The sequence below is a fragment of the Streptomyces sp. NBC_01390 genome (assembly GCF_045040105.1).
GTDB lineage: Bacteria > Actinomycetota > Actinomycetes > Streptomycetales > Streptomycetaceae > Streptomyces.
This window is the reverse complement of record NZ_CP109551.1, coordinates 7,370,784-7,397,437: the sequence shown is the minus strand read 5'-3', so window position 1 is coordinate 7,397,437 and position 26,654 is coordinate 7,370,784. Positions and strand designations below refer to the sequence as shown.

Sequence of the window (26,654 nt, the reverse complement as noted above, 5' to 3'; positions counted from 1 at the left end):
CGGAGGCTACGCTCAGATTTCCGGAAAGTAAACAGGTTCGGGCGCGATACGGACACAATCAGGCATCCAGCTATGGCCGTGGGCTGTGACCGTGGGCTGCGGTGGCGTTCGTACCGGCGGGCCCGTACAGCCGGAAAGGGCCCCGGCACGCGAGTGCCGGGGCCCTGCTCCACCGTCCTGTCCGCGCTCAGCCGACGAGGACCTTGTCCCGCTCCTCCTCCGTCGCGGTCGCTGTCCCCTCCCGCTCGTCCGTCGCCGCGGCCCGCCCCGGCAGCGCGAACATCACCAGGAAGATCGCCCCCATCAGCCCGGCCACCCATCCCAGCGCGTTCTGGAACGCGTCCACGAACGCCGGGCCCACCTCGGCCTGGGTCAGTCGGTCGTTCATCGTGCCGAAGAAGACCACCGACACCAGGCCGAGACCCAGCGCGTAGCCCATCTGCTGCACGGTGTTGATCAGGCCGGACGCCGACCCGGCATGCTCCTTCGGGACCTCCGAAAGGACCGCGTCCGTCAGCGGGGCGACGATCAGGCCCATGCCGGCGCCCATGACGACCAGCGGGAGGGCCATCTGCCAGGACGCGATGGCCATGCCGTAGCGGCCGGCCTCCCAGATGTAGATGAGCACGCCGAGGCCCATCACCAGGGCGCCCGTCTGGAGCACCTTGCGGCCGAAGCGCGGGACCAGTTTCTGGACGGACATCCCGGCCGCCACCGACACCGCGATCGAGAAGGGCACGCCGGTCAGCCCGGCCCGCAGCGGGCTCCAGCCGAGGCCGAACTGCATGTACAGGGTCCAGACCAGGAAGAAGACGCCCAGGCCGACCCCGAAGACGGTCTGTACGGCGATGCCCGCCGCGAAACTCCTCACCTTGAACAGCGACAGCTCGATCAGCGGGGAGCCGTCGATCCGCGTCTTGCGCTTCTCGTACGCCACCAGCGCGCCGAAGACACCGAGCGCGCCCGCCATCGACAGGTACCCCCACAGCGGCCAGCCCAGCTCGCGCCCGCGCGTCAGCGGGTACAGCAGCATCAGCAGGCCCAGGGTCACGAGGGCGACGCCGACCAGGTCCAGCTTGAGGGCCCTGGGAGCCTTCGACTCCGTGATGAAACGGTGGCCCAGGACGAAGCCCGCGATGCCCACCGGCAGGTTGATCAGGAAGATCGGGCGCCAGCCGAGGCCGAACAGGTCCCACTCCGTCAGCAGTGCACCCAGCAGCGGACCGGTCACCGCGCCCATGCCCACGATCGCGCCGAAGAGGCCGAACACCTTGCCGCGCTCGTGCGCCGGGAAGGTCGCGTGGACGATCGACAGGACCTGCGGCACCATCATCGCCGCCATGGCGCCCTGGAGGATGCGCGAGGCGACCAGCATCTCGGGGTTCGCGGCGAAGCCGCAGAGGGCGGAGGCGAGGGTGAAGCCGCCGATGCCGACGAGGAACAGCCGCTTGCGGCCGTGGATGTCGCCGAGCCGCCCGCCGGTGACGAGGCCCGCGGCGAAGGCGAGCGCGTAGCCCGCGGTGATCCACTGGATCTGGCTGAAGGAGGCGCCGGCCTCGCGCTGGATCGACGGGATCGCGACGTTGACGATCGTGACGTCGACGAGGTCCATGAAGGCCGCGGTCATCACGATGGCGAGGGCGAACCAGCGTCGCCGGTCCGGCACGGCGTCCGGCACGGCGTCCGACGTGCCCAAAGGGGTCTCGGTGGAGTTCATGCCCTCAACCTAGGACCCCATTAGGTCAGATTGTGTCCTAGTCATACGGCATCCTCGTATCCATGACGACGGACACCCCGGCCCGGCTCCTTCAGCTCCTCTCCCTCCTCCAGACGCCCCGTGAGTGGCCCGGCGGTGAGCTCGCCGACCGGCTGCGGGTGTCCCGGCGTACCGTCCGGCGGGACATCGACCGGCTGCGGGAACTCGGTTATCCCGTGCGGGCGAGCAAGGGTTCCGACGGCGGGTACCGGCTCGTCGCGGGCAAGGCGATGCCGCCGCTGGTCCTCGACGACGAGGAGGCGGTGGCCATCGCGGTCGGCCTGCGGGCGGGCGCCGGGCACGCGGTCGAGGGGCTGGACGAGGCCTCCTTGCGGGCGCTGGCCAAGCTGGAGCAGGTCCTGCCGTCCCGGCTGCGCCGCCGCGTCTCCACGCTCCAGGCCGCGACCACTCCGCTCACCAGCGGAGACGGCGCGGTCATCGCCCCCGAGACACTGACCGTGATGGCCTCGGCGGTGGCCGGCCAGGAACGGCTGCGGTTCGCCTACTGCGCCAAGGACGGCACCCCCACCAAGCGGCTGACCGAGCCCCACCGGCTCGTGTCGACCGGCCAACGCTGGTATCTCGTCGCCTACGACCTCGACCGCGCCGACTGGCGCACCTTCCGCGTCGACCGGGTCAGCGACCCCCTCGCGACGGGCGCCCGTTTCGCCCCGCGCGAGCTGCCGACGGGCGACGCGGCGGAGTATCTGCGCCAGTCGATGCACGCACGGCAGGAGGCATACGTGTTCGAGGCGACGTTCGCCGCCCCGGCCGCGTTCGTCACCGCACGTCTCCCCGCGTGGCTCGGCGTCCCCGAGCCCCTCGACGAGCACAGCTGCCGCGTCCGGGCCTCGGTCGGTGATCCGGTGGAGTGGCTGGCGGTACGGCTCGCGTCGCTCGACTGCGAGTTCACGGTCCGGGAGCCCGCCGAACTGGTCGGAAAGCTAAGGGAGTTGGGCGCCCGTATGACTCGCGCGGCAGGTAACTGACCGACGTGCGTCCGGACAGGGTCGCTACCTGATGGCGCTGTGGCACAATCTGCCATTCGGCGGGCCACCCCGGGGTTCAGGTACGGGGTGCCCCGCCCTTAGGACCTGTCCGCCCGGGCACAAAAGAGCCGGGCCCCGGCACCTGGGGGGGGGTAGGTGCCGAAGCCCGGCTCGGGATGAGCCCCGACGCTGGGGGGGGTTGCGTCGGGACTCGGCTCAGGGGGTCCGAGGCGTTGCCGTCTGGACCCGAAGTCCTGGGCCCGGAGTTCTTGTGCCCCGGACCCGGTGGTTTGAAGCAGCCTTGCACCACTGTCTTTGCGCGGCCTTCCGCCACCCCGCGCACGCGACCCCCAACAGTCGTACGCCGCCCGGCGTGCGGAGCGCTCTCGTGCGCCCCCAGGTGCCGGAACCGGTACGCCCATCAGGCCTCTCGACGGCGGCGGCCCGCTCCACGGCGACTACGCCGCCGCGTCGAAGCCCGTGTCGCGGGCCAGCTTCTTCAGCTCCAGCAACGCGTGCTTCTCGATCTGCCGGATCCGCTCACGGGTCAGCCCGTGTTCCTTGCCGACCTCCGTCAGCGTGCGCTCCCGGCCGTCGACGATGCCGTACCGCATCTTGATGATGGAGGCCGTGCGCTGGTCGAGGCGGCCGATCAGGTCGTCCAGTTCCTCGCTGCGCAGCAGGGTCAGGACGGACTGCTCCGGCGATACCGCCGACGTGTCCTCCAGGAGGTCGCCGAACTGGGTGTCGCCGTCGTCGTCCACCGCCATGTTCAGTGACACCGGGTCGCGTGCCCAGTCCAGGACGTCGACCACGCGCGCCGCGTTCGTGTCCAGCTCGGCGGCGATCTCCGCGGGCTCCGGGTCCCGGCCGTTCTTGCGGTTGAACTCGCGCTGCACGCGCCGGATCCGGCCCAGTTCCTCGACCAGGTGGACGGGAAGGCGGATCGTGCGCGACTGGTCGGCGATGGAACGGGTGATGGCCTGACGGATCCACCAGGTGGCGTATGTCGAGAACTTGAAGCCCTTGCGGTAGTCGAACTTCTCGACCGCGCGCACCAGGCCGGCGTTGCCCTCCTGGATCAGGTCGAGAAGGGGCAGGCCGCTGCGGGGGTAACGGCGCGCCACGGCGACAACCAGCCGGAGGTTGGAGCGGATGAAGACGTCCTTCGCCCGCTCGCTCTCGGCGTAGAGCGCCTCGAGCTCCTCGACGGTGGCGTCCGCCTCGGCCTTCGCCTCGCCGTCGAGGATCTGGCGGGCGAAGACACCGGCTTCGATGGTCTGCGACAGCTCGACCTCCTTCGCGGCGTCGAGCAGCGGGGTGCGGGCTATCTCGTCCAAGTACATGCCGACCAGGTCGCGGTCGGCGATCTCGCCGCCATGGGCGCGAACACTGCGTGCGCCGCCGACGGTCCCGCCGGTGGCGGACGACGTACGACGGGCGACGGCACGGGTTGCCATGCTTGCTCCCTTGCGATGGTGGGCCAGCGGGTGGTCCTGGGGGTCCCTGTTTGTTACTGAACGCTCAGCACACTGCTCGCGTGCCCAGCTTCCGAAGGAAACAACGACTGGAATCAGGACAGAATTCCCAACCCGTCCCCCTATTTTTCTGATCTTGCAGTACCCTGTGCCGCCGCAGAGGAGGCGTGATGTCGTCGGAATTCGCGAAGGTGCAGGTCAGGCCAGGGACCGAGGAGGACCTCGAAGGTCTGACCGAGCTCTACAACCACTACGTGCTCAACACGCCCACGACTTTCGACACCAGAATCTTCACAGCGGAGGAGCGCCGTCCCTGGCTGCTCTCCTACCCCCAAGACGGCCCACACCGCCTGATGGTTGCCACGGATGTGGACTCACAGCGGATTCTGGGGTACGCCACGTCCGGGACCTTCCGTGCGAAGCCGGCGTACGGCACCACCGTGGAGGTCACCGTCTATCTCGCGCCGGACGCGGGCGGGCGCGGGGTCGGCACCCTGCTCTACACGGCGCTCTTCGAGGCACTGGACGGCGAGGACGTGCATCGCGCTCTCGCGGGGATCGTGCCACCGAACGAAGCGTCCGTGCGGCTGCACGAACGCTTCGGGTTCCGGTACGTCGGTACGTACCGCGAGGTGGGCCGCAAGTTCGACCGCTACTGGGACGTGGCCTGGTACGAGAAGGAGCTCTGAGCCCCCTGTTCGGCCCCGAGAAGCCCCCTGTCCGGCCCCGGGCGTCTGCCCGAAGGGGCCGAACCGAGGGCCGCAGGGGTCAGCCGAACTGCACCGAGCGCTTGGCCATCCCGAGCCAGAAGCCGTCGATGACCGACTTCTGCGAGTCCAGCTCGCCGGCCACCTCGGCCGCGCCCATCGTCACGAAGAGCGGCGCGAAGTGCTCGGTGCGCGGGTGGGCGTACCGGCCCGCGGGAGCCTTGTTCAGGAAGTCCAGCAGGCCGTCCACGTCGCGTGTCTCCAGTGCCCGGTGGCCCCAGTCGTCGAACTCGCTGGACCAGGTCGGCACTCCGGAGCCGGTGTGCCGCAGGGCGGCCAGGTTGTGGGTGAAGAAGCCGGAACCGACGATCAGGACACCCTCGTCGCGCAGGGGCGCGAGCTTGCGCCCGATGTCCATCAGTTTCACCGGGTCGAGGGTCGGCATCGAGATCTGCAGGACAGGGATGTCCGCCTCGGGGAACATCTCCACCAGCGGGACGTACGCGCCGTGGTCGAGGCCGCGGTCGGGGACGTCCTGAACGGGTATGCCGGGGGCACGCAGCAGCTTGCGTACGGACTCGGCAAGTGCGGGGGCGCCAGGGGCGGCGTACTCGACCTTGTAGTAGTGCTCCGGGAAGCCCCAGAAGTCGTAGACGAGGGGGATCGTTTCGATGGCGCCGATGGCGAGCGGGGCCTCTTCCCAGTGGGCGGAGACCATGAGGATCGCCTTGGGGCGGGGCAGGTCCGCCGACCAGGCGGCGAGTTCGCCGGGCCAGATCGGATCGTCCGCCAGAGGAGGCGCGCCGTGACTGAGGTAGAGCGCGGGCATGCGCTCCTGGATGCCGGCCGACATGACGACTACTCCCTTCCCGGGACCTTTACCACTCCTGCTTCAAGTCTGCATCTTGAAGTCTCAAGCTTCTCGCATACTGAACATACATCGTTTTGGTTTAAAATTCAAGGACGGGGAACGTAGAGTGGAGTACATGAATACGCCATCCACATCCGACGAGGAGCCCCGCTGGCTCACCGAAGAGGAACAGCGCACCTGGCGGGCCTATGTGCACGCCGTCACCCTTCTTGAGGACCATCTCGACCGCCAGCTCCAGCGCGACGCCGGCATGCCGCACGTCTACTACGGCCTGCTCGTCGCCCTCGCCGACTCTCCCGGCCAACGGCTGCGGATGACCGAGCTGGCCATGAAGGCGAAGATCACGCGCTCGCGCCTCTCGCACGCCATCGCCCGGCTGGAGAAGAACGGCTGGGTTCGGCGCGAGGACTGCCCCTCGGACAAGCGCGGCCAGTTCGCGGTCCTGACCGGCCAGGGCCAGGAGGTGCTCAGGCGCACCGCCCCGGGCCATGTCGCCGCCGTACGCCAGGTGCTGTTCGACCGGATCAGCGACGAGCAGCGCCAGACGCTCCACGACGTCATGGACATCGTCGCCCAGGGCCTTCAGCCGAAGGACGCGGGCGCGGATCTGCCCTGGCTCCGCTGAGCGGAACCAGGGCAGATCCTGGAGTCGTACGTCACGAGGCGTCCCCACCCCGCGTGACGTACGGAGTGGCCCGAAGGGGTAAGAGGGGTACCGGCGGAGCGGGGGCCGGGGTCAGTGGGCGACCACCGGAACCTTCAGCTCCTCCTCCGCACCGTCACCGCTGACCGAACTCATGTCCGGGCGACCGGCGTTGATGAAGGTGAAGGCGATACCCGCGGCGACCACCAGGATGCCGACGGCGAACCAGATGGCGCTGGTGTAGCCCTTGACCATGGCCTCCAGCTGGACCAGCTGCTGCTGGGAGCGGGAGGTCGCGCCGCCGATGTGGTCGGCGATGTACGACGTGGTGGCCGAGGCGGCGATCGTGTTCAGCAGGGCCGTACCGATCGCACCGCCCACCTGCTGCGAGGTGTTGACCATCGCGGAGGCGACACCGGAGTCACGCGGCTCGACGCCCAGCGTGGCCAGGGACATGGCCGGCATGAACGCCGTACCCATACCGAGGCCGAGCAGGAGCATGGCCGGCAGGAGCAGGGCCGCGTACGAGGAGCCGATCTCCATCTGGGTCAGCAGCAGCATGCCGAGCGCGGCGAGCAGGAAGCCCGGGCCCATCAGCAGCCGCGCCGGGACGCGGGTCATCAGTCGGGCGCCGATCTGGGTGGAGCCCGTGATCATGCCCGCGATCATCGGCAGGAACGCGAAGCCGGTCTTGACCGGCGAGTAGCCCTTCACGATCTGCAGGTAGTAGGTCAGGAAGAGGAACAGGCCGAACATCGCGATGATGGCGAGGCCGAGCGAGAGGTAGACACCGCCACGGTTGCGCTCGGTGATGACGCGCAGGGGCAGCAGCGGGGCCTTGACCTTGGACTCGACGAACACGAAGGTCGCGAGGAGCAGCGCCGAGGCGACGAACAGGCCGATCGTCACCGAGTCGCTCCAGCCCTCGGACTCGGCCCGCGTGAAGCCGTAGACGAGGGAGACCAGACCGAGGGTGGACAGGACGACGCCCGGGATGTCGAGCGGCGAGCGGTTGCGGCTGCCGGACGGCTCACGGATGACGAAGTACGCGCCGAGGGCGGCGACGATCGCGAACGGGATGTTCACGAAGAAGGTCCAGCGCCAGTCCAGGTACTCGGTGAGGAAGCCGCCGAGGATCAGACCGACGGCGCCACCGCCACCGGCGATCGCACCGTAGATGCCGAACGCCTTGGCGCGCTCCTTGGCGTCGGTGAACATCACCGCGAGCAGGGAGAGCGCGGCGGGCGCCAGCAGTGCGCCGAAGGCACCCTGCAGGGCACGGGAGCCGAGGAGCATCGCCTCGTTCGTCGCCGCGCCACCCAGGGCGGAGGCGGCGGCGAAGCCGATCAGACCGGTGACGAAGGTGTTCCTGCGGCCCCAGATGTCGGCGATCCGGCCGCCGAAGAGGAGCAGTCCACCGAAGGCCAGCGCGTAGGCCGTGATGACCCACTGGCGGTTGCCGTCGGATATCCCCAGGTCCTGCTGGGCGGAGGGGAGGGCGATGTTCACGATGGTCGCGTCGAGCACGACCATGAGCTGGGCGAGCGCGATGAACGTGAGCGCCTTCCAGCGGTTGGAGTCGGGAGCCGGCGCCTTGGCGGCGACAGCCTGGGCTGTTTCGGACATGGAGATACCCACTTCGGGACTTCGTGACGGAAAAGTGTGTGAAAGGGGACCGGCTCGTCAACGCTGACGGCCGAAAGTCTGTGGCGAACGGTGTTGCGAGTGGTGACCCGGATACTGCGATGAACTAATCGGTGACGAACTAATCGGTCAGGATCGGCGCAGGTCCTCCATCGTCGCGGCCTTGCCGGGCAGTTCGGAGGGGGCCGGGGCCCGCAGTCCGTCCAGGAACAGCTGCAGGTGCCGGTGGACGTAGCGGTCGATGCTCGTGCACGCCGTGCCCGCCGGAGGACGGCTGAGCTGGGACACCACGACCATCACGTCCCCCACACCCACGTCGGTGCGCAGCTGACCGGCGACCATGGCGCGCGCCATGATCTCCGCGATGAGCTCCTCGACCCGCTCCCGCGCGGCCTCCAGGTCCGGATGGTTCTGGTCGAAGGTGCTGGTCATCATCGGGCAGAGCGCGCTGAGCCGCTCGTCCGCGGCGACGTGCACGAAGCGCGACAGCGCCTCGAAGGCGTCCCCGGTCTCCGCCAGCGCTCGCTCCGCCGCCTCGGCCGTACGGTCCATGACCGAGCAGACGACTTCCCGTACGAGGGCCTCTCGGTCCGGGAAGTTGCGGTACACCGTGGCATTGCCGACGCCGGCCCGGCGGGCGATCTCGTCGATCGGCACCTCGGGGCCGAACTCGACGAACATCTCGCGGGCGGCGGTGACGATCCGCTCCCGGTTGCGCAGGGCGTCGGCGCGGGGCCGGGTCGCCTTCTGCGCGGGGATCGCGGTCTGCACGGTGTCTCCTTGAGGAGTTTGAGATGCGATCCGGGGAAGCAGTCCCCGTTTCGCTCGGACACATGGCTAAACGGGGAATCGGTCCCCGGTTATTTCCCGCAACTGAAGAGATTCCATGTGACCTGGGTCACATATCCCTCGGCAGCCCTCGGGCGGGATACCCACGATCGGTCTCCTCCAGCGCGCGCCCGCGCCGACCTCGACACAGGGTGATCGAAAGGGTGCAGTCCGACACCGCCGGCTGCCGTGGCGCGAAGGGTCCGTGCATGCAGCAGCCGACCGGCCGTCGTCGGATACGTCGGATACGCCCGCCCGGCCCCCCGCGCCCCCGCCGGATGGCCGCCCTCGTGTCCGTGGCCGCGCTCACCCTCGCGGTCAGCACCTCGGCCGGCACCGGGCAGCTCACCCGGGACGCCACGACGGCCGCGGGGCCCCTCCCGCTGGCCCGCTCCTCACCGCTCGGCCCCTGTCTGATCCGGGGCGGCCTCGGCGTCCAGATGTCCGAGGGTCTGCCCACTCCCCTCGGCTACTCCCGTTCCACCGGCACCGTCCGCGCGCTGAACCTGATGGTCGACTTCTCCGACGCCCCGGGCCAGGGCAGCGCCCTCGACCGGCTCTCGGAGTTCTTCCCGCAGACCCGGGACTGGTTCACCACCAGTTCCTACGGCCGCCTCGACTACCGCCCCGAGGCACCCATCGCCGACTGGCTGCGGATGCCCCGGTCCTTCCGCTCGTACGGCATAGAGCGCGGCGCCCCCTTCGACCCCGGCTACCGCCGGCTGGTCCACGACATCGTTGCCGCCGCCGACCCGACGGTCGACTTCCGCTCGTACGACCTGCTGAACGTGCTGGTCACCCCGAACGCGGGCCCCTCCGCCCTGGACACCGTCCTGTCCGTCACCTTCGCCGGCAACCGCGACGCACCGGTCGCGGACGGCGTCCCCGTCGCCAACGCGTCCTTCGTCTACTCCCGCCAGGACGACGGCTCCGGTTCGTACGACACCACGGGCTACCGCGTCCTCCCGCACGAGAACGGCCATGTGTTCGGGCTGCCCGACCTGTACACACAGGCCGGCGGGGGCGCGGTCGGCCACTGGGACATCATGAGCGAGGACTGGGGGGCCAACAACGACCTGCTCGGCTGGCACAAGTGGAAGCTCGCCTGGCTGGACCCCTCGCAGGTCCGCTGTGCGGTGACCGCCGGGACGACCGAGTACACGCTCACCCCGCTGGCCCGTCCCGGCGGCGCGAAACTCGTGTTCGTGCCCCTGACCTCCCGTACGGGATACGCCGTCGAACTGCGTACGCGCGAGGGCAACGACGAGACGGTGTGCCGGCCGGGCGTGCTGATCTACCGGGTCGACGCGAACGTCGACACCGGCCGCGGCCCGGTCACGGTGTACGACTCCCACCGGGGCAGCGGCGGCTGCACCCGCAGCCCGAACGTGCACGCGGAACTCTCCGACGCGCCCTTCGCGCCCGGTGAGTCCTTCACGGACCCGGGGCGGCGCGTCCGGATCACCGTGGCGGGCGCGGACCTCGACGGGAACTACCGGGTCCGGGTGACTCGTGCGCTGGGCGGTTAGGTCGCAGGAACGTTTCTCTAGGAAGCGCGTCGGGACCTGGCCCTGCCCCCGGCCATCCGGTGGTCCCGCCGACGCCGCCGGATGGAAGCCGTGTACGTGGCCAGGCTCACGACGACGATCGCGACAGTGATCCCGAGAGTCAGCTGATCGACGGTCGTCACCCTGGTCACCGCGAACGCGATGGCCGCGAGCACCGCGCAAGCCCCCAGACCCTTGAGGGTGTTCATCTCTTCCTCTACTTCCAGGCAGACACGCGGGTCACATAGGACTTCGCGATGGACGACACGAGCCAGTACGACCGCACGACGGTGTAGACCAATTCCGGAATCAGCAGGGCCTCGACGAGCATCGCCTTCCAGCCGAGGTTCCGTACCCGCAGGGCGGGATAGACGATCCAGAAGCCGAACAGCGCCCACAGCAGCGGCTGGTGGTAGAAGCCGTACTTGGCGAGCAGTACGAGTTGCCCCGAGCCCCATCCCAGGATGTAGACCATGCCGACGAGCCCGAGGATCATGGTGGTGATGGAGTGCCAGGTGAACCTGGTCCAGCCGCGGCGGCGCAGCGTGTCCACGGTTCCGCGGCTCCACCGTTCGCGCTGCTGGATCAGCTCGCGCAGGGTGGGCATGAGGTCGGTGTACGCGATGCAGAGCTGGTTGGCTGTCACCTTCCAGCCGGACTCCTTGAGCGCCAGCGTGGTCTCGTAGTCCTCGACCAGGTTGCGGTGGTCCTCCCAGAAGACCTCACCCCGCCAGTCGATCAGGTTCTGCAGGGCCTCGGCCCGGTAGAAGGAACCGGCGCCCGACATGGTGTGGACGTCCTGGCGGTAGCGCGCGTGGGCGGCCCGGCCGTACTCGATGATCTGCATGCCGAGGAGGAACCGCTGCCAGGGGTTGCGCCACAGGTCGGTGCGGCCGAGGCAGGCGGCGCTGACCCCGCCGAGCTGCGGGTCGGACGCGATGACGTTCTGGGCCCGCTCGACGAACCTGGAGTGAAGCTCGGTGTCGGCGTCCATGACCAGGATGTGGCCCACCCGGTTGGTGAGCCGTCCACCGACGGCCTCCCTCAGCCAGCGCAGGCCGTGGTTGAGAGCCCCCGCCTTCTTGTGCGGGTTGTCGGGGAAGTTCAGGACGACCGTGGGCGGCGTGTTCTCGTCGGCGGCGAACCGGCGGGCGTATTCGTCCGTGCGGTCGGTCGAGTTGTTGACCACCACGACGATGAGGTCCGGCGGGCGGGACTGTCCGGCCAGGGACTCCAGCGAGGTGAGGACACCGGCCTCCTCGTTGCGGGCCGGCACGAGCACGACAGTCCCGTAGACCATCGTCTCCCGCGTCGCCGGTTCCGCGAGCGTCCCGTATTCACCTCGGCCTCTTCGGTGCCGGCTGCGCGAGGCGCGCCGCGGTTCAACTCGCGCAGGGCGCGCCGTCGTACCGGACATTGACATTTCCCCCACACGGTTCATTCAGGTTTATTCACACAGCGACCCCCCGCCGTGCCCAAGTCATGAAAGCTGCATGGAAAATACCCCAACTCCATCCGGCCGCCACAGACGCTCCCACCTGCCGGGACTTGTCGACGATCATGCGCTTGACCTGCGAATGAACATCGCAAGACCATTTTGAGTGGCAAAAAGGCAATAATTCGGACGCTTGGAGTTCATAAGGCACAACAGGCGACAGTGACGAAAACCACACGATAATGGCAAGGAAATCCACTTCCTGGCCGGTTTGGTGAAGATATGCGTACGATACGCCGCGATGTTCAGCCATATCAGCCGTAGAAACGCCGTCCGTAGACCTGCCCAGGAGCCTTCGTGAGCCGCCGCAAGCCCCCTCGTCGCGGGCGGAAGGCCCTCATATCGCTGCTCGTCACCGGTGCGCTCGCCGGCGCCGGGGCCGCACTCTGGTTCCTGTGGTGGCCCTCCGACGACACCGCACCCTCCGCACTGACGGTCCGCTACCGGACCGGCGCGCCCGCCACGGGCGCCGTGGCAAGGCCCTGGCTGGAAGTCGTCAACACGTCCGACAAGGCCGTGGACCTCAGTGACGTCACCCTGCGGTACTACTACTCGGCGGACGACGGTTCCGTGTATGCCTCCAACTGCGTCCAGACGTCCCTGGGCTGCTCGCACGTCACCCAGAAGACCGTGACGGCCCACGATGCGGTGCCCCACGCCGACCACTACCTCGAGGTCGGCTTCAGACAGGCCACGGGCACCCTGGCGCCCGGCGGCAGCACCAAGGGCATCGGGCTGCAGCTCTACCGCGTCGACCACGGGAGGCTGGACCAGGACAACGACCACTCCTTCGACGCCGGCGACACCACGTACACGCCGTCCAAGCGCGTGACCGCCTACCTCGGCGGCGCACTCGTCTGGGGCGAGGAACCGAACGGCGAGACCCCGGCGCCGGGCGGCTCTGCCGCGCCCGGGCGGGCTGCGGTGGCCGGGGCGCCCGCACCACCCGCACCACCCAAGGGCGTCCTCTTCGACGACTTCGACTACAGCGGTCCCGGCGATCCGGCGCTCGCGGCCCACGGCTGGGTGGTACGCACCGGTGAGGGCGGCCCCGGGATCAAGGACACCTGGTCGAAGGACGGCGTCAGCTTCCCCGCCGGGGAGGACGCCACGACCGCCCAGGTTCTCCAGTTGCGGGCCGAGACCGACGGAACCGCGAAGGGCACCCGGCAGTCCGAGTTCCACAGGGCCAGGGGGACCGTCTTCGAGGGAACCCTCGTCGCCCGGGTCCACCTCGACGACAAGCCCACCAGCGGCCGCGACGGCGACCACATCGCCGAGTCGTTCTTCACGATCTCGCCGGACCACACGTCGAAGAAGTACAGCGAACTCGACTACGAGTACCTGCCGAACGGCGGCTGGGGAGCGTACGGGCCACGGCTGGACACCACGAGCTGGCGCGACAGCGCGACGAACGACCGGGTCACCAAGTCCCGTATCACCAAGCTCGGCGGCTGGCACACCATGGTGATCACCACGCACGGCGGCAGGACCACCTACTCCCTCGACGGCCGTGAACTGTTCACCAACGGCAGCAAGTACTCTCCGCGCGAGCCCATGACCGTGAACTTCAGCACCTGGTTCATCGACCTTCCCTTCAGGGGAGCCGGGGCACGTACCTGGGACATGAAGGTCGACTGGCTCTACTACCAGGCGGACCGTGCGATGTCCGGCGAGGACGCCCGGAAGGCCGTCGCGGGCCTCACGGCCGACGGAACCCACTACGTGGACACCCTGACCAAGCCCTGAGCCCCGTTACGGTGTCCCGGAGACACTCCACGGGGAGCACACACCACCCATGCCACTGCCCGACGCCACCACGGCGTCATCCACGGACGCCACCGCCTCTGTCGACGCCACCATCCCTGAGGCCGCCGTCCCTGCCGAGGCCGTGGCCCCGCTGATGCGTGGCCTCGCCGTGCTGAACAGGCTCACCGAGGCGAACGGCGTGCTGAGCCTCAGCGCGCTCGAACGCGCGACCGGACTGGCCCGTTCGACGGTCGACCGGATCACGGCGACGCTCGCCCGCATGGGGTACGTCCGTCTCGACGGCCGGGACGCCGTTCTCACCCCTCGGCTGATGGAACTCGGCAACGCCTATCTGGCCGCCCTCCGGCTGCCCGCCCTGCTCGACGCGCACGCGGACGCCCTCGCCGACGAGCTGGACGAGTCGGTGTCGCTCGCGGTGGGCGACCGGGACGGCATCCGGTTCATCCACCAGGCCACCCGGCGCCGCGCGATGTCCCTCAGCTTCCGTATCGGCGACCTTCTTCCCGCCGAACGCACCGCCCCCGGCCCGCTGTTCGCCACCGAGTGGACGGCCGACGACTGGCGCCGCTGGCACGAACGCCGGGCGGCGGACCCGGCCGACCACGGTTTCCCGGCCGTGCCGCCCCGGACCGATGATTCGGGGGCCTCGGGCGCCGACTTCGAGGCGTATGTCGAGCAGGCCCGCGCCGACGGCTGGGCGCTGGACGACCAGCTGATCGAACCGGGGCTGGTCGCCGTCTCCGTACCCGTACGGGACCCCCGTACGGGACGGGTGGCCTGTGTAGCGAGCGTCGTCAGCCACACGAGCCGCCGTACGGTCACCGGCCTGCGCGACGACCTGCTGCCGCGACTGCGCTCGACGGTGGCCGCGATGGAGGCCGAGCTGCGGGTGCGCCCGTCCTCCGGGACACCGGCGTCTCCCTCGGGCCTCGCGGCCTGGACCGGGGCCTCGAAGCAGGAACTGGGCCGCGAGTTCGTCGAGTCCCTGGCCCGGGGTCTCACCGTCCTGACGGCCTTCGGCGAATCCCGCGCCGAGCTGACCCTGACAGAGATCGCGCGGGCGACGGGCCTGGCCCGGGCGACCGCCCGCCGGGCTCTGATCACCTACGAGCACCTGGGCTACGTCGAGACACACGGCCGCACCTTCGCCCTCACCCCCCGGGTCCTGTCCCTCGGCTTCCCGCCCCTCTCCCGTACGTCGCTGCCCGAGATCGCCGCCCCGCACCTGGCCGAACTCGCGGGCCGGGTACAGGAGTCGGCGTCACTGGCGATCCTGTCGACGGACTCGGGGACGGGTTCGGGGGCGGAGATCCAGTACACGGCGCGGGCGGCGGCGAGGCGCATCGTGAGCGCGCACATCACCGTGGGGACGCGGGTTCCCGCCTACCCGACCTCGATGGGCCGGGTGCTGCTGGCCGGCATACCGGAGGCGGAGCGGCAGGTGCGGGACCTGGCTCCGCTGGCCCCGCTGACTCCGCACACCGTGACGGACCCGACGGCCTTCGCCCGGGTGCTGACGGAGGTGCGGGAGCAGGGATACGCCCTGGTCAGTGAGGAGTTGGAGGAGGGACTGCGGTCGATCGCGGTCCCGGTGCGAGACCGTACGGGCCGGGTGGTCGCCGCGGTGAACGTGGCGATGCACACCACCCGGCGTACGGCGGAGAACTGCGTGACGGAGGTCCTGCCCGAGCTGTACGGGACGGCGTCACGGATCGAGGGCGAGCTGCGGACAGCGGGACGGTTCACCCGGGTGCCGCTGGCCTGAAGGGCTCAGGGGCTCGTCCCGTAGGGGCTCAGCGCCAGTCGGGGGCGCCCGGGGCCAGGTGGAGCTGGGTCTCGATCTTCGCGCGGATCTCGCGCATGACGGCGACGATCCTCAGCTCGTGCTCCGGGGTGAGCCGGGCCACCGGCACCGAGCAGCTGATGGCGTCGATGGCCGGGGTCTCGTAGCGCAGGGCGAAGCCGAAGCCCGCGATACCGGTCACCGTCTCCTCGCGGTCGACGGACCAGCCGCGCTCGCGCACCTGGGCCAGATCGGCGTGCAGGGCGGCCCGGGTGGTGTGGGTGTTGTCCGTGAGGGCGACCAACTCTCCTTCAGGGAGCGGGAGTTCGTCGTCGGGGCGTTCCGCGAGCAGTGCCTTGCCGAGGGCACCGGCGTGGGCCGGGACGCGGCGGCCGACGCGGCTTATGGTGCGCGAGTACTCGTGGGACTCCCGGGTGGCCAGATAGACGACGTCCGGGCCGTCGAGACGCGCCAGGTGGATCGTCTCGCCGAGCGCGTCCGAGGCCTCGTCGAGGTGGGGGCGGGCCGCGCGGATACGCCGGTCGCCGTCGAGATAGCCGGTGCCGGTGAGCAGGGCTCGGATGCCGATGCCGTAGAGGGAGCCGGTGGCGTCGGAGCGGACCCAGCCGCAGTCGACGAGGGTCTGGAGCAGCTGGTACATGCTGCTGCGCGGCACTTCCAGCCCCTCGGCGAGTTCGTCCAGACGCGAGGGCTCCTCGCCCCGCGCGGCGAGAAGTTCCAGCAGCGCGACGGTCCGGGCCGCCGACTTCACGCTGCGGACACCTCTCTTCTCCGGCATGGGCCCCATCGTAGGTCGGCCGTGATCCGCTCCGCTCCGCCGCCGACCGCCGCTCCTGCCGCTGCCATTGACCTCATCCGTTCACCCACCTAATCTCCATCTTCATACGCAGACGGCATCCGCATAGGGAGACAGGGTTCATGGCAGTGATCAACTCGGAGGTCGAGGGAGTCGTCCAGCGGCTCCGTGACGGAATGACCGGCGGGGTGCTGTCCTTCCCCCTCACGAGCTTCCGGGACGACGGCGTTCTCGACCTGGACGGATACCGGGAGTACCTGACCGGCCGGCTGGCCGCCGCCCCCGGAGCGGTGTTCCCCGCCTGCGGAACGGGCGAGTTCTTCTCGCTCGACGAGGACGAGTACCGCGCGGTCGTCACCGCCACGGTCGAGATCGCCGACGGCCGGCTGCCGGTGGTCGCGGGCATCGGCTACGGCTGGGCGCAGGCGCTGCGGTTCGCCCGTATCGCGGAGGAAGCGGGCGCGGACGCCCTGCTGGTCCTGCCGCACTATCTGGTCGGGGCACCGCAGGACGGCCTGGTGGAGCAGCTGCGCCGCATCGCCGCCGGGACCCGGCTGCCGCTGATCGCGTACCAGCGCGGCCAGGTCACGTTCACGGCGGAGGGCGTGCGCCGGATCGCCGCGATCGAGGGGGTCGTCGGCCTCAAGGACGGTCACAGTGACCTCGACCGCCTCCAGCGTCTCACCCTCGCCGCCCCCGACGGCTTCCTCTTCTTCAACGGCGCCTCGACGGCCGAGATCCAGGCCCGCGCCTACGCCACGGTCGGTGTCCCCGCCTACTCCTCCGCCGTCCACGCCTTCGCCCCCGAGATCGCGAACGCCTTCTTCGGCGCGCTGCGGGACGGGGACGACCCGGTCCTGACGCGACTGCTTCGCGAGTTCTACGTCCCCCTGGTCGAACTCCGCGACCGGGTACCGGGCTACGCCGTGTCCCTGGTGAAGGCGGCGGCCAGACTGCGCGGCCTCCCGGTCGGCCCGGTCCGCGCCCCGCTCACCGACCCGGGCCCGGACGACCTCGCGGCCCTGGCGAAGGTGCTGGACCACGGCCTGGGGCTGGTGGGGGCGGTACGACAGCCGGCCTCCTGACCAGCCGGCCATTGCCCTTCAGCTCACCTGACCCCACCTCGCCTCGCCCCACCTCAGTTCGGCTCGGTTCAGTTCAGTAGCTCACAGTTCAAAGGGGAACTGTCTTGCCTCTCCTCGTGGTCGGCATCAGCGTTCTGATTCTGCTGCTCCTCATGACCAGACTGAAACTCAACGGCTTCGCCGCCCTGCTCCTCGTGGCGGTCGGCGTCGCGCTGGTCCGGGGTATCCCCGTGGCCACCATCCCGGACGTCCTCTCCGACGGCATCGGGGGTCAGATCGGCGACACGATGCTCACCATCGGGCTCGGTGCCATGGTCGGCCGGGTCATGGGCGACTCGGGGGCCGCCCAGCGGATCGCCGGGAAGCTGCTGGACGCGGGCGGACCGCGCGGGGTCCAGGTGGCGATGGTGATCACGTCGATGCTCATCGGCGTGACCATGTTCTACGAGGTCGCCTTCATCATCATCGTGCCGATCGCGTTCACGCTGGTCAGGGTCACCGGCGCGAAGCTGCTGTGGGTCGGGCTGCCGATGTCGATCACCCTCTCCACGATGCACAGCTTCCTGCCCCCGCACCCCGGCCCGACCGCCGTCGCGGCCACCTTCCACGCCTCCGTCGGACTGACCCTGTTCTACGGCCTGTTCATCGCCGTCCCGGTGGGCGCGCTCATCGCCCTGGTGTGGCCGCGCCTGCCGTTCATCAGGGCGATGGCCCCGTCCATCCCCAAGGGTCTGGTCAGTGAGCGCGAGTTCACCGACGAGGAGATGCCCGGCCTCGGGTGGTCGCTGTCGGTGGCCCTGTTCCCGGTGGTCCTGATAGCGGGGGCGGCGGTGACCGACCTGGCCACCTCCGCCGAGAGCCCGTTCCTGAACGTCGTCGCGTTCGTCGGCTCGGCCCCGATCGCGCTGCTGCTCACCCTGTGTCTGGCGGTGTGGGCGTTCGGTCCGCGTATCGGCCGGAGCCTGGAGGAGGTCGGCGCGTCCTGCACGTCGGCGGCCCAGGCGATGGCGATGATCCTGCTGGTGATCGGCGCGGGCGGCGCCTTCAAGAACGTCCTGGTGGAGGGCGGTATCTCCGACTACATCAAGGACGCCACCGACACCTGGTCCGTCTCCCCCATCATCCTCGCCTGGCTCATCGCCGTGATCCTTCGCGTGGCGCTCGGCTCGGCGACGGTCGCCGTCGTCACCGCCTCCGGCGTGGTGCTGCCGCTCCTCGCGGGCAGCGGCGTCCACCCGGAGATCATGGTGCTCGCCGTCGCCTGCGGCTCGATCGCCTGCTCGCACGTCAACGACCCGGGCTTCTGGCTGTTCAAGGAGTACTTCAACCTGTCCGTCGTCGAGGCCATCAAGGTCCGTACGAGCTACACGACCGTACTGGCGGTACTGGGCCTGGGCGGCGTGCTGGCGACGGAATGGGCCCTGGACATCCTCAGCATCTGACCCCCACCGACCCCGCGTATTCGACTAAGGACCCTGACGACCATGAGTACGAGTCAGCCGACCGTCACCGCCCTCGCCGTCTACCCCGTCGCCGGCCGCGACAGCATGGAGCTGAACCTCTCGGGCGCCCACGGCCCCTACTTCACCCGCAACATCGTGATCCTCACCGACTCCGAGGGCCGTACGGGGCTCGGCGAGGTGCCGGGCGGCGAGAAGATCACGCGGACGCTGCGCGACGCGGAGTCCCTGGTCGTCGGCGCCAAGGTGGGTGACTACCAGCGCGTCCTGCGGGAGATCGGCGCCCGGTTCGCCGACCGCGACTCGGGCGGACGCGGCGCCCAGACCTTCGACCTGCGCACCACCGTGCACGCGGTGACGGCCGTCGAGTCGGCTCTGCTCGACCTGCTCGGCCAGCACCTGGACGTACCCGTGGCGGCCCTGCTCGGCGACGGCCAACAGCGGGATTCCGTACGGGTGTTGGGCTACCTCTTCTACGTCGGCGACCCGGACCGGACCGAGCTGGACTACGTCCGTGAACCGGATGCGGACGTGGACTGGTACCGCATCCGGCACGAGGAGGCCCTCACCCCGGAGTCGATCGTCCGCCAGGCCGAGGCGACCCACGCCCGCTACGGCTTCCGTGACTTCAAGCTCAAGGGCGGGGTCCTGGAAGGCGCGGAGGAGGTCAAGGCCGTACGGGCGCTGAAGGACCGCTTCCCCGAGGCCCGGATCACCCTCGACCCGAACGGCGCCTGGTCACTGGCCGAGGCGATCGAGCTGTGCGGCCCCCTGACCGACACCCTCGCCTACGCGGAGGATCCCTGCGGCGCGGAGGGCGGTTACTCGGGGCGCGAGATCCTGGCCGAGTTCCGCCGGGCGACCGGTCTGCCCACGGCGACCAACATGATCGCCACGGACTGGCGGCAGCTGACCCACGCCCTGGCCCTCCAGTCGGTGTCCATCCCGCTTGCCGACCCCCACTTCTGGACCATGCGCGGCTCGGTGCGCGTGGCCCAGCTGTGCAACGCGATGGGCCTGACCTGGGGGTGTCACTCCAACAACCACTTCGACATCTCCCTGGCCATGGTCACCCACTGCGGTGCGGCGGCCCCGGGCGAGTACAACGCCCTCGACACCCACTGGATCTGGCAGGAGGGCCTGGAACGCCTCACGGTCGCTCCGCCGCAGATCATCGGGGGTGAGATCGCGGTGCCGGACGCGCCGGGACTGGGCGTCCAGGTGGACATGGAGCGGGTGCTCGCGGCTCACGAGCTGTACCAGGAGCGGGCGTTGGGGGCGCGGGACGACGCGATCGGGATGCGGTACCTGGTGCCGGGGTGGGAGTTCGACGGGAAGCGGCCCTGCCTGGTGCGGTAGCGGGGCAGCTCGACACCAACGGTCCGGAGAGGGGCGACGCGACAACGCGTCGCCCCTCTGGCGTTAAAGGATGCGTGAACGCTACGGATCACTTCTTAATTGATGCTTTCATGTTGCGTTTTATCTTGGAACTGATACATTGATGAAGCTGGTCGGGGAGGTGCCCCGATCCCGGAATCAGGAGTCCAAGATGGCAACAACACGTCCGGTAGCCCTCGTCACGGGTGCGTCCTCCGGCATCGGCAAGGCCGCCGCCCTCGCGCTGGCGGCGGCGACCAGCAACTGAGCAAGCTCAACCACCTCCCCGCCGCCTGACCACCGCCCGACACCCCTCTACCCCGCTCCCCCCTGCTCCCTTTCCAGCACGCCAAGGCCTTCGTCACCCAAGTGACGGCCTTCCTCGCCGACTGACCACTCGACGAAGCCCGGCCACACGGGAGTCGGAACGTCTCGGTCGCCCCCGTTCACCAGGAGGAGTTCATGGGCATGTCCGCCAGTACCGTCCTCGTCACCAGAGCCCACCGGGGCCTTGACTGGGCGCTCGCAGTTGAGCCGTTCAACCGTGGCGCCGCCGTCCACGCCGGTGCCCGCGACACCGACCGGACGGCGTCCGGGCACGGGCTGACCGGCGTACGGTCGGGCGGCGGGAGCATCACGGCGGAGATCGCCGTACTGATCTGTGACACCCAGGAGTTGACGCGGGCCGGACTGCGCATGCTGGTGGGGGGCCAGCCGGACCTGACGGTCGTCGGCGAGGCCGGGGACGGCGAGACGGCCGTGGCGCTGGCACTCACGCTGCGTCCGGACCTCGTCCTCATGGAGGCGCGGCTGCCGGGCCTGGACGGCATCTCGGCCACCGAGCAGTTGCTCGCCGCACTGCCCGATACGCGGGTGCTTGTCCTTACCGCCTGCGACCGCGACGAGTACGCCTACGCGGCGCTCCGTGCGGGAGCGAGTGGTTTCCTCGTCAAGGACACGACGGCCGCCGAGATGCTCGTCGCCGTACGTGGCGTCCTGCGCGGCGACACGATGGTCGCCCCTTCGGTGACCCGGCGGCTGATCGACCGGTATGTCACGGGCGTTGTCACTCCCGTGGCCGATGCGCGTCTCGACGTACTGACCGATCGTGAGCGGGAGGTGCTGGGGCTGGTCGGTCGGGGGCTGAACAACGGGGAGATCGCCGGGAAGCTGTTCCTCGGCGAGAGCACGGTCAAGACCCATGTGGCCCGTATCCTCGCCAAACTGCAGCTCCGCGACCGGATCGAGGCCGTCGTCCTGGCCTACGAGAGCGGACTGGTTCACCCCGGCGGATGACCTCGTCGAGCGCCCGGGAGGACGCCCGACGACACAGCCGGTCCCTAGTTTCTGAGCATGTCGATCATGCGGGAGTTCCGTCGCCGCCCCGGACTCACCGGCGCGGTCGCTCCCAGCTCCCCCACCCTCGCGCGGGCCATGACCTCGACGAGCCCGGCTTGACGAAGTCGCCGGGTCATCAGCAACAGCTCCACGATCCGTGCGGTCCGCGGACACGCGTACGCGGAGCGCACGGCAGGTCCAACGCGCCGGAGAAGACCTCCGGCCCGACTCAAGGAATGCGCATGTCCTCGACCAATCGACCCACCCGTACCCGTATCTCCCGGCGCACCGCGATGGCACTGGCCACCATGTCGGTCGTCGCGGCTGTCGCCGCCACCGCGCCGAGCATGGCCAACGCCGTGAGCGGAGACTCCAGCGGCACGCGGCAGGCGGTCACCCGGACGCAGAACGAGGTGAGCGCCAGCACCGCCCCCAACCTGCGTGTCAAGGCAGCAGGCGGCGTCACGTACCAGTACCGCCGCTTCGGCCACCCCAGCGCGGGCAGCGTGCCCCTGGTCTTCCTCCAGCACTTCCGCGGCAACAACGACGGCTGGGACACCAAGCTCATCGACACCATCGCCGCCGAACGCGAGGTCATCCTCGTGGACAACGTCGGCGTCGGCGGCTCCACCGGCACCACCCCCAGCACCAACCAGCAGATGGCCCTGGACGCCATCGACTTCGTCGACGCCCTCAAGCTGCCCCGCTACGACGTGTTCGGCTTCTCCCTCGGTGGCGAGGTCGCCCAGGAGGTCGCTCTGCGCCGCCCCTGGCAGGTCCGCCGTGTCGTCCTGGCGGCCACCGGCCCCCAGGGCGGAGTGAACCAGCGCGCCTCCGACCCCGCCATCCTGCAGCACTCCCTGAAGGACAACCCCGGCCCCGAGGACTACCTCTTCCTGTTCTTCAAGAACACCCCCACCAGCCAGGCCGCGGGCAAGGAGTTCCTGCAGCGCCTCGGGGAGCGCACCACCGACCACGACACCCCCACAAGCCTCACCACCCGCGACCACCAGCTCACCGCGTGGTCCGAGTGGGGCATCACCGACAAGTCCAAGCTGGTCCGTCTGAAGTCCCTCTTCCAGCCGGTCCTGGTCGCCGACGGCGAGAGCGACATCCTGATGCCCGCCGAGAACTCCAAGCTGCTGGCCAAGTACCTCCCCAACGCCCAGCTGCACATCTACCCGGACGCCGGTCACGGGTTCCTCTACCAGTACGCCGTCAAGTTCGGCACCGAGGTGAACACCTTCCTCGACCGCTGACACCCGCAGACACCGCGACACCCCATCCGCGTACCCCGCCGGCACGGAGCCCGGCGGGGTACCGCCACTTCTATCAGCTTCATCCATGTATCAACTAGTACAACACTCGTAACAAATAAGAAGCTCTTAATTGAGTAGTCGTATCGTTCACGTATCCTCTACAGAGGATCAGGAACCGACGACACGACAGGAGGCCGACATGGGCCGAGCACTGCGGGCAGACGCCGAGCGCAGTGTGCGCGCGATTCTGGAGGCGGCCGAGCGGGTACTGGCCGAGGACGCCGGCGCTTCCATGGAACAGATCGCCGAGGCGGCGGGACTGACACGTATCACCGTGCATCGGCGGTTCGCCAACCGGCAGGCACTCCTGGAGTCGCTGGCCGTCTCCGCGAAGCAGCAGCTCTTCGACGCCATCGAGGAGGCCCGGCCCGACACCGCCCCCGCCCTCGTCGCGCTCCACCGGGTGACCACGAACGTCCTGAGGGTCAAGAGCACATGGCGGTTCACCCTCGACCACGCCACACCCCACACCGAAACCGCGGCCGCCCTCTGGGAGGACATCAACGCCCGCGCCCTCCACCTCCTCGCCCGGACACAGCGCGAGCGACTGATCGCCCCGGACGCGGACCTCACGTGGACGCGGCAGGTCTACATCGCCCTCCTCAGCGAGGCCGTCAACCGGCCCGGCACCCCCGGGGATCCGGCCGCCCAGGACCCGGAGTCCCTGGCCGCCCTCGTCGTCGACACACTCCTGCACGGCGCGGGACCACACGGCTGAGCCCTGCCGGCCCGGCTCACAGCGGACCCGGACCCGGGCCCGTCGGCGTCGTACGGAACGTACGGCGGTACGCCAGCGGGGACACCCCGATCGCCGCGTGCAGATGCTTCCGCAGCGAGGCTCCCGTCGCGAAGCCCACCTCGCCGGCGATCTGGTCCACGGACAGATCGCTGGACTCGAGCAACTGCCGTGCCCGCTGGACCCGTTGCTGGATGAACCAGCGTCCGGGGCTGGTGCCGGTCTCCTCCTGGAAGCGGCGCGCCAAGGTCCGTGCGCTCATCCGCGCGTGCCCGGCCAGGTCCGCGAGCGTCAGCGGCTCGTCCAGGTGCTCCAGGGCCCACTGGCGGGTCGCCGCCGTTCCCGCCGAGGACGGGTCGGGAACGGGCTGCTCGATGTACTGCGCCTGCCCGCCCTCCCGCCACGGCGGTACGACGCAGCGCCGCGCCACCCGGTTGGCGAACTCGCTGCCGTGGTCCTTGCGTACGACATGGAGGCAGACGTCCAGACCGGACGCGGCCCCGGCCGAGGTGAGGATGTCGCCGTCGTCCACGAACAGCACCTCGGCGTCCAGCGCGACCTTGGGAAAGAGCCGGCGGAAGGCGTCGGCCAGCACCCAGTGCGTGGTCGCGGGCCGCCCGTCGAGCAGCCCGGCGGCCGCGAGCAGGAAGGCGCCCGTGCAGATGGACACGATCCGCGTGCCCGGCCTGATCCGGGCGACCGCGGCGGCCAAAGGTTCCGTCAGCCGGTCCGAGACGATGGTGTGGTCGAACGGTGGGACGACCACGGTGTCGGCGGTCTCGAGCGCCTCGGCGCCGTGCTCGACGGCCACCGTGAAGTCGGCGCTCGTGCGCACCGGGCGCCCGTCGACGGTGCAGGTGCGCACGTCGTACCGCCCGTCGGCGTAGCCGAAGACCCGGTTGGGGATGCCCAGTTCGAACGGGTAGACGCCTTCGAGTGCCAGTACGCCCACGCGATGAGGGCGGTGTCCCGGAAGCTGAACAGGACGACGCCGATGTACCTCGTGCCCCATGGCAAGTTCCTATCGAATACTGGCAATCCGGCCATTGCGGGTGGTCAGTGGCTGGCGCAGCCTTGCCGTATGACTGATTCGAATGCATCGATGCGCGCGATGGGCCAGGACGTCCACGGCGGCCCCGAAGTGGTGAAGGAGATCGAGGTTCCGCGCCCGACGCCCGGCGTCAGTGAGATCCTCGTCGCCGTCCACGCGGCGGGCGTCAACCCCACTGACTGGAAGCACCGGGCAGGCGGAGCGTTCGTCGGCGAGCCGCCGTACGTCCTCGGCTGGGACGTCTCCGGGGTCGTCGAGGCGGTCGGCTTCGGCGTCACCCTGTTCAAGCCGGGCGACGAGGTCTTCGGCATGCTGCCCTACCCGTACGGCAGGGGCTCCCACGCCGAGTACGTCACCGCCCCCACCCGGTCCTTCGTGCCCAAGCCCCCCTCCCTCGACCACATCCAGGCGGGCGCCCTCCCGCTCGCCGCCCTCACCGCCTGGCAGGCGCTCGTCGACACCGCCGACGTCCGCCCGGGACAGCGCGTCCTGATCCACGCGGCCGCGGGCGGGGTCGGCCATCTCGCCGTACAGATCGCCAAGGCCCGTGGTGCGTACGTCATCGGCACGGCCAGCGCGGGCAAGCACGCGTTCCTGCGCGAGCTGGGCGCCGACGAGGTGATCGACTACCGGAGCGTCGACTTCGCCGAGGCCGTCAGCGACGTGGACGTGGTCCTCGATCCCCTCGCGGGCGAGACCCGTACCCGCTCTCTGGACGTACTGCGCAAGGGCGGAACCCTGGTGTCGCTCCTCGGCGGTGGCACGCCGGAGGAGGCCGAGAAGGCCGCGGAACTCGGTGTGCGGCTCGAGGTGCTGCTCGTGGAGGCCGACCACGCGGGTATGCGCGCCATCGCCGACCTGGCCGGCTCGGGCAGGCTGCGGGCCCACATCGAGGCCACGTTCCCGCTCGCCCGGGCCGCCGAGGCACACACGCTGGGCGAGACGGGACGTACGACGGGCAAGATCGTCCTCACCGTCCGCTGACCCGACGGCCTCGCCCGCCGTACGTGCCTGGTCCCGAGGCGACACCGCGGCCGTCCCCGCGGACCTGGCGTCGCAGGCCCGGGAGAGGTGTCAGCTCTTGGGGCCGAACATGTAGGCGTTGGAGACGTCGATGAGGGCAGCGCCCTGGTAGTCGGGGTAGCGCTCGGTGATGGCCTTCTTGTACGCGTCGCCGTCGTCGCCGAGCAGTTCGCGGCCGGCGTTGACGTACTCCGTGAGCTCGGCCCAGACGGCCGGGGTGGTCGGCTCGCCGTGGCCGGGCAGGATGGTGTCGTACTCGGACTGGGCGGCGAAGCGGTCGATGTTGGCCTGCCAGCCGTCGAAGTCCTTGTCCAGGAACCACAGGTGGGTGCGGTTGTAGACGACGTCCTGGGCGACCAGGACGCCCTGCTCGGGCAGCTTGATCACGAGGGTGGTGTGGATCTCGCCGCCGGTGACCTTCTCGAACTCGAAGGGGATGCCGTCGACGACCTCGGTGCCCGGGGTGATCTCCACGGTCGGGGTCATGTCGGCGAGCGGGATCGGGGCGCCGGTGGGCAGGTCGGTCTTCGCGCCCGTGGCGACGATCTCCGCGATGGTCTCCGGCAGCGCGTGCACGGGAACGCCGAAGCGGGCCGCGCCCTGGTAGTGGTCGGGGTGCGCATGGCTGATGACGAGACGGTCGAGCGGCTTGCCGAGGCTCTTGGCGTAGGCGACGACCTCGTCGGCGTAGGCGAGGACGAACTGCGCGTCGACGGCGATGATCCGCGACGGCGTCTCGATCAACTGGGTATTGACGTCCAGGCCGTCCTCGGGCGCGGTGTAGCTGTGGATACGGACCGATCCCTTGTCGATGACCGTGAGGGTTCCGTGCATGGCTCTGCTCCTGTCGACGTGCGTGAGGGGATGGGGGGAACTGGAATGGGGGAACGGGGATGGGGGAAGGGGCCGGATCGTTGGTGGCCGGCTCACGACCGAC

At 69.7% G+C, this 26,654-nt stretch carries 23 protein-coding genes and 1 pseudogene; 14 read left to right on the top strand and 10 right to left on the bottom strand.

Annotated elements, in window-relative coordinates; genetic code table 11:
• Nucleotides 1–187: 187 nt before the first annotated feature.
• Complete coding sequence (locus OG241_RS33390; protein ID WP_405820618.1) at nucleotides 188–1,717, bottom strand: MFS transporter; 1,530 nt, start codon at nucleotides 1,715–1,717, stop codon at nucleotides 188–190.
• Nucleotides 1,718–1,779: 62 nt separating this feature from the next.
• Here OG241_RS33390 and OG241_RS33385 point away from each other — a divergent pair, with 62 nt between their 5' ends.
• Nucleotides 1,780–2,745: a helix-turn-helix transcriptional regulator gene (locus tag OG241_RS33385; RefSeq protein ID WP_405820617.1), complete on the top strand. Its 966-nt coding sequence runs from the start codon at nucleotides 1,780–1,782 to the stop codon at nucleotides 2,743–2,745.
• Between the two features lie 458 nt (nucleotides 2,746–3,203).
• Here OG241_RS33385 and OG241_RS33380 read toward each other — a convergent pair whose 3' ends face one another.
• Nucleotides 3,204–4,205, bottom strand: a complete 1,002-nt coding sequence (locus OG241_RS33380) for an RNA polymerase sigma factor RpoD/SigA (protein ID WP_405820615.1) — start codon at nucleotides 4,203–4,205, stop codon at nucleotides 3,204–3,206.
• Between the two features lie 188 nt (nucleotides 4,206–4,393).
• Between OG241_RS33380 and OG241_RS33375 the strand changes: the two genes are divergently transcribed.
• On the top strand, nucleotides 4,394–4,912 hold the full coding sequence (locus OG241_RS33375; RefSeq protein WP_405820613.1) for a GNAT family N-acetyltransferase: 519 nt from the start codon (nucleotides 4,394–4,396) through the stop codon (nucleotides 4,910–4,912).
• A gap of 79 nt (nucleotides 4,913–4,991) precedes the next feature.
• Here the strand turns inward: OG241_RS33375 and OG241_RS33370 are convergent, their stop codons facing one another.
• On the bottom strand, nucleotides 4,992–5,783 hold the full coding sequence (locus OG241_RS33370; protein ID WP_405820611.1) for a DODA-type extradiol aromatic ring-opening family dioxygenase: 792 nt from the start codon (nucleotides 5,781–5,783) through the stop codon (nucleotides 4,992–4,994).
• 133 nt (nucleotides 5,784–5,916) lie between these two features.
• Between OG241_RS33370 and OG241_RS33365 the strand changes: the two genes are divergently transcribed.
• The gene (locus tag OG241_RS33365; RefSeq protein ID WP_405820609.1) at nucleotides 5,917–6,426 is read left to right on the top strand and encodes a MarR family winged helix-turn-helix transcriptional regulator; all 510 of its coding nucleotides are present in this window, start codon (nucleotides 5,917–5,919) and stop codon (nucleotides 6,424–6,426) included.
• A 111-nt stretch (nucleotides 6,427–6,537) separates the two neighbouring features.
• On the opposite strand, the gene OG241_RS33360 is transcribed toward OG241_RS33365, so the two are convergent.
• Both OG241_RS33360 and OG241_RS33355 read right to left on the bottom strand, forming a co-directional pair.
• Nucleotides 6,538–8,070, bottom strand: coding sequence for an MFS transporter (locus OG241_RS33360; RefSeq protein ID WP_405820607.1), 1,533 nt, complete (start codon nucleotides 8,068–8,070; stop codon nucleotides 6,538–6,540).
• A 147-nt stretch (nucleotides 8,071–8,217) separates the two neighbouring features.
• The gene (locus OG241_RS33355) at nucleotides 8,218–8,859 is read right to left on the bottom strand and encodes a TetR/AcrR family transcriptional regulator (RefSeq protein WP_405820606.1); all 642 of its coding nucleotides are present in this window, start codon (nucleotides 8,857–8,859) and stop codon (nucleotides 8,218–8,220) included.
• 266 nt (nucleotides 8,860–9,125) lie between these two features.
• On the opposite strand from OG241_RS33355, the gene OG241_RS33350 reads away from it, so the two are divergent.
• Complete coding sequence (locus tag OG241_RS33350; RefSeq protein ID WP_405820604.1) at nucleotides 9,126–10,445, top strand: M6 family metalloprotease domain-containing protein; 1,320 nt, start codon at nucleotides 9,126–9,128, stop codon at nucleotides 10,443–10,445.
• Nucleotides 10,446–10,462: 17 nt separating this feature from the next.
• On the opposite strand, the gene OG241_RS33345 is transcribed toward OG241_RS33350, so the two are convergent.
• Together OG241_RS33345 and OG241_RS33340 are read right to left on the bottom strand one after the other, a co-directional pair.
• Nucleotides 10,463–10,672 carry a hypothetical protein gene (locus tag OG241_RS33345; RefSeq protein WP_405820603.1) on the bottom strand — a complete coding sequence of 70 codons (210 nt, stop codon included), beginning with the start codon at nucleotides 10,670–10,672 and terminating at the stop codon, nucleotides 10,463–10,465.
• Nucleotides 10,673–10,680: 8 nt separating this feature from the next.
• The gene (locus OG241_RS33340) at nucleotides 10,681–11,763 is read right to left on the bottom strand and encodes a glycosyltransferase family 2 protein (RefSeq protein WP_405820601.1); all 1,083 of its coding nucleotides are present in this window, start codon (nucleotides 11,761–11,763) and stop codon (nucleotides 10,681–10,683) included.
• Nucleotides 11,764–12,255: 492 nt separating this feature from the next.
• Between OG241_RS33340 and OG241_RS33335 the strand changes: the two genes are divergently transcribed.
• A complete protein-coding gene (locus tag OG241_RS33335; RefSeq protein WP_405820599.1) occupies nucleotides 12,256–13,707 on the top strand; it encodes a cellulose binding domain-containing protein in 1,452 nt (483 codons plus the stop codon).
• 49 nt (nucleotides 13,708–13,756) lie between these two features.
• Complete coding sequence (locus OG241_RS33330) at nucleotides 13,757–15,493, top strand: IclR family transcriptional regulator C-terminal domain-containing protein (RefSeq protein WP_405820597.1); 1,737 nt, start codon at nucleotides 13,757–13,759, stop codon at nucleotides 15,491–15,493.
• 28 nt (nucleotides 15,494–15,521) lie between these two features.
• On the opposite strand, the gene OG241_RS33325 is transcribed toward OG241_RS33330, so the two are convergent.
• Entirely contained in the window at nucleotides 15,522–16,310 is a 789-nt protein-coding gene (locus OG241_RS33325; RefSeq protein WP_405820595.1) for an IclR family transcriptional regulator, read from the bottom strand.
• Between the two features lie 140 nt (nucleotides 16,311–16,450).
• Between OG241_RS33325 and OG241_RS33320 the strand changes: the two genes are divergently transcribed.
• The 7 genes and pseudogenes from OG241_RS33320 to OG241_RS33290 all read left to right on the top strand — a co-directional run bounded on the left by OG241_RS33320 (nucleotide 16,451) and on the right by OG241_RS33290 (nucleotide 23,625).
• Nucleotides 16,451–17,413: a 5-dehydro-4-deoxyglucarate dehydratase gene (locus OG241_RS33320; protein ID WP_405820593.1), complete on the top strand. Its 963-nt coding sequence runs from the start codon at nucleotides 16,451–16,453 to the stop codon at nucleotides 17,411–17,413.
• Nucleotides 17,414–17,517: 104 nt separating this feature from the next.
• Nucleotides 17,518–18,855, top strand: coding sequence for a gluconate:H+ symporter (locus OG241_RS33315; protein ID WP_405820591.1), 1,338 nt, complete (start codon nucleotides 17,518–17,520; stop codon nucleotides 18,853–18,855).
• 42 nt (nucleotides 18,856–18,897) lie between these two features.
• On the top strand, nucleotides 18,898–20,232 hold the full coding sequence (locus OG241_RS33310) for an enolase C-terminal domain-like protein (protein ID WP_405820589.1): 1,335 nt from the start codon (nucleotides 18,898–18,900) through the stop codon (nucleotides 20,230–20,232).
• A gap of 190 nt (nucleotides 20,233–20,422) precedes the next feature.
• Nucleotides 20,423–20,506: pseudogene (locus OG241_RS33305) on the top strand (short-chain dehydrogenase/reductase); the annotation flags it as partial.
• Nucleotides 20,507–20,895: 389 nt separating this feature from the next.
• A complete protein-coding gene (locus OG241_RS33300) occupies nucleotides 20,896–21,546 on the top strand; it encodes a response regulator (protein ID WP_405826541.1) in 651 nt (216 codons plus the stop codon).
• Nucleotides 21,547–21,830: 284 nt separating this feature from the next.
• On the top strand, nucleotides 21,831–22,847 hold the full coding sequence (locus tag OG241_RS33295) for an alpha/beta fold hydrolase (protein ID WP_405820587.1): 1,017 nt from the start codon (nucleotides 21,831–21,833) through the stop codon (nucleotides 22,845–22,847).
• A 199-nt stretch (nucleotides 22,848–23,046) separates the two neighbouring features.
• Nucleotides 23,047–23,625, top strand: coding sequence for a TetR/AcrR family transcriptional regulator (locus OG241_RS33290; RefSeq protein ID WP_405820585.1), 579 nt, complete (start codon nucleotides 23,047–23,049; stop codon nucleotides 23,623–23,625).
• Nucleotides 23,626–23,641: 16 nt separating this feature from the next.
• Here OG241_RS33290 and OG241_RS33285 read toward each other — a convergent pair whose 3' ends face one another.
• The gene (locus OG241_RS33285) at nucleotides 23,642–24,655 is read right to left on the bottom strand and encodes a GlxA family transcriptional regulator (RefSeq protein WP_405820583.1); all 1,014 of its coding nucleotides are present in this window, start codon (nucleotides 24,653–24,655) and stop codon (nucleotides 23,642–23,644) included.
• Nucleotides 24,656–24,745: 90 nt separating this feature from the next.
• On the opposite strand from OG241_RS33285, the gene OG241_RS33280 reads away from it, so the two are divergent.
• On the top strand, nucleotides 24,746–25,678 hold the full coding sequence (locus tag OG241_RS33280) for an NADP-dependent oxidoreductase (protein WP_405826540.1): 933 nt from the start codon (nucleotides 24,746–24,748) through the stop codon (nucleotides 25,676–25,678).
• 90 nt (nucleotides 25,679–25,768) lie between these two features.
• Here the strand turns inward: OG241_RS33280 and OG241_RS33275 are convergent, their stop codons facing one another.
• Nucleotides 25,769–26,551: an MBL fold metallo-hydrolase gene (locus tag OG241_RS33275; RefSeq protein ID WP_405820581.1), complete on the bottom strand. Its 783-nt coding sequence runs from the start codon at nucleotides 26,549–26,551 to the stop codon at nucleotides 25,769–25,771.
• Nucleotides 26,552–26,654 lie beyond the last annotated feature (103 nt).

Excerpts from the sequence above, each read along its gene's own strand:
- OG241_RS33390 (WP_405820618.1), bottom strand. The coding sequence starts at position 1,717 with ATGAACTCCACCGAGACCCCTTTGGGCACGTCGGACGCCGTGCCGGAC.
- OG241_RS33385 (WP_405820617.1), top strand. The coding sequence starts at position 1,780 with ATGACGACGGACACCCCGGCCCGGCTCCTTCAGCTCCTCTCCCTCCTC.
- OG241_RS33380 (WP_405820615.1), bottom strand. The coding sequence starts at position 4,205 with ATGGCAACCCGTGCCGTCGCCCGTCGTACGTCGTCCGCCACCGGCGGG.
- OG241_RS33375 (WP_405820613.1), top strand. The coding sequence starts at position 4,394 with ATGTCGTCGGAATTCGCGAAGGTGCAGGTCAGGCCAGGGACCGAGGAG.
- OG241_RS33370 (WP_405820611.1), bottom strand. The coding sequence starts at position 5,783 with ATGTCGGCCGGCATCCAGGAGCGCATGCCCGCGCTCTACCTCAGTCAC.
- OG241_RS33365 (WP_405820609.1), top strand. The coding sequence starts at position 5,917 with ATGAATACGCCATCCACATCCGACGAGGAGCCCCGCTGGCTCACCGAA.
- OG241_RS33360 (WP_405820607.1), bottom strand. The coding sequence starts at position 8,070 with ATGTCCGAAACAGCCCAGGCTGTCGCCGCCAAGGCGCCGGCTCCCGAC.
- OG241_RS33350 (WP_405820604.1), top strand. The coding sequence starts at position 9,126 with ATGCAGCAGCCGACCGGCCGTCGTCGGATACGTCGGATACGCCCGCCC.
- OG241_RS33345 (WP_405820603.1), bottom strand. The coding sequence starts at position 10,672 with ATGAACACCCTCAAGGGTCTGGGGGCTTGCGCGGTGCTCGCGGCCATC.
- OG241_RS33340 (WP_405820601.1), bottom strand. The coding sequence starts at position 11,763 with ATGGTCTACGGGACTGTCGTGCTCGTGCCGGCCCGCAACGAGGAGGCC.
- OG241_RS33330 (WP_405820597.1), top strand. The coding sequence starts at position 13,757 with ATGCCACTGCCCGACGCCACCACGGCGTCATCCACGGACGCCACCGCC.
- OG241_RS33325 (WP_405820595.1), bottom strand. The coding sequence starts at position 16,310 with ATGCCGGAGAAGAGAGGTGTCCGCAGCGTGAAGTCGGCGGCCCGGACC.
- OG241_RS33320 (WP_405820593.1), top strand. The coding sequence starts at position 16,451 with ATGGCAGTGATCAACTCGGAGGTCGAGGGAGTCGTCCAGCGGCTCCGT.
- OG241_RS33310 (WP_405820589.1), top strand. The coding sequence starts at position 18,898 with ATGAGTACGAGTCAGCCGACCGTCACCGCCCTCGCCGTCTACCCCGTC.
- OG241_RS33295 (WP_405820587.1), top strand. The coding sequence starts at position 21,831 with ATGTCCTCGACCAATCGACCCACCCGTACCCGTATCTCCCGGCGCACC.
- OG241_RS33290 (WP_405820585.1), top strand. The coding sequence starts at position 23,047 with ATGGGCCGAGCACTGCGGGCAGACGCCGAGCGCAGTGTGCGCGCGATT.
- OG241_RS33285 (WP_405820583.1), bottom strand. The coding sequence starts at position 24,655 with ATGGGGCACGAGGTACATCGGCGTCGTCCTGTTCAGCTTCCGGGACAC.
- OG241_RS33280 (WP_405826540.1), top strand. The coding sequence starts at position 24,746 with ATGCGCGCGATGGGCCAGGACGTCCACGGCGGCCCCGAAGTGGTGAAG.
- OG241_RS33275 (WP_405820581.1), bottom strand. The coding sequence starts at position 26,551 with ATGCACGGAACCCTCACGGTCATCGACAAGGGATCGGTCCGTATCCAC.